Annotated in this window: 2 protein-coding genes; both read right to left on the bottom strand. The window is 31.2% G+C overall.

Annotation, left to right across the window (positions count from 1 at the left end):
• Positions 1-176: 176 nt before the first annotated feature.
• On the bottom strand, positions 177-815 hold the full coding sequence (locus tag DW059_RS15450; protein WP_117699375.1) for a hypothetical protein: 639 nt from the start codon (positions 813-815) through the stop codon (positions 177-179).
• A gap of 51 nt (positions 816-866) precedes the next feature.
• Complete coding sequence (locus DW059_RS15445; protein ID WP_147326077.1) at positions 867-1,364, bottom strand: hypothetical protein; 498 nt, start codon at positions 1,362-1,364, stop codon at positions 867-869.
• Positions 1,365-1,546 lie beyond the last annotated feature (182 nt).

Raw genomic sequence — 1,546 nt, 5'->3', positions numbered from 1 at the left:
TCCTTGTTCTTCTCCTTTGACTTCATTCTGCACTATACTTTTCTTCCACATGCAATTTTATATACTCTGTTTTTTTATCAAAATAGAATATTTCTACTTTTTACTTCATTCTGCACTATACTTTTCTTCCACATGCAATTTTATATACTCTGTTTTTTTATCAAAATAGAATATTTCTACTTTTTATTAGCCTGTTCATATTTTCTGAAATAATAATACATCATACCAGCATCAACCCACAAAGATGAAAAAATTGCAATTGAAAAAAGTAACACAGCCACAATCGCACATGTCTCATTATGACCTATACCTTCCATTTTTGAGCCGATTTGTTTTCCACATATTCTCAATGTAGCAATGGTTAGCATTGCTACCGATGCTGCAATTTCTCTACTATATGACACTTTTTTCTTTTCTTTTTCATACCATCCATTGCGTATTCTTTTTTTCACTAACCAAAAGCGTCCGAAATAGCACAATGCAATCAGTATTGTTCCCATTATTCCTATTATCAAATAATTATTGGGTTTCCTCATCATTCCAATAAAGCCCCATCCATCTACAAAAAAAATCATTCCCCAAATTTCTCCATGAACAAAGCTACAAAATACACTTCCATATTTTTTTCTCTCCATCCTTGAACATAGAATCAGCAGGCAAATTTCTATTATTACGCAAATAGCAAATACCTTCCGTGAATTCAATATTTGTATGCCTAAAAAGATTACTGTTAATAAGAAAAATCCAATCTGATCATCCCATAATGTTGCCTCGTATTTCTTTTTTGTTTCTAAAAAGTCCTGTATTTTTTCCATTGTATTCTGCCCCTCTTGGCGATGCCTCTATCTCCTTTTGAATATTTTATATTACTCTTTATTCGCTTCCATATATTCAATTATGTATGTTCCAATTTTTTCCGAATACCATGGTATATCTATCCCTTCTTCAGGTTTTCTTTTCCCTTTTTGATTCAAATATCCCATATATGTCAAGTTATTTGCTGCCCTATGATTTCTAAACCCAACTCTCATCGTAGCATCTATATCTGTTAATATCTTAAACGTTATTTTGGGATTCTGCACCATTGAGGCTATCTCTTTTCCGTTATAATTCCAATCAGTTTCTGATGCTATACACAAAACCGGATTTTTTATTTCCAACATATTTGAAATCCAAAATTCTGCTCTCTTATTAAATAATTCTTTATCTGCTACAACCACATTTCCTTCTTCTAATAACTTTTCTACTTTTTCATATTCTCCTTCTATATCTCTTTCCTTAACTTTTCTACTTCTACCCCACTTATCCATTTTTCTTCTAGCTATAATCCGTTGTTTTCCCGTCTCTCCACCACCAAATAACAAAATTAGCCCCTGTGGCTTTATCTTTTTTTGTAGCAATAATAAAATATTACATGTAATACTATGACCGATAAAATAAATTGGATGTTCTCCTGTTTCACTTTGAATTTCATTAATCACATCTACTATTTTATTTATCTTATTTCAATAGTCAATCCTTCATTCCAGTATCTATTTCACATTTT

Origin of the sequence: Roseburia sp. AF42-8, from assembly GCF_003435965.1 — a bacterium.
In the GTDB taxonomy this organism is placed as follows: domain Bacteria; phylum Bacillota; class Clostridia; order Lachnospirales; family Lachnospiraceae; genus Roseburia_C; species Roseburia_C amylophila.
This window is presented reverse-complemented; position numbering and strand designations above follow the sequence as displayed.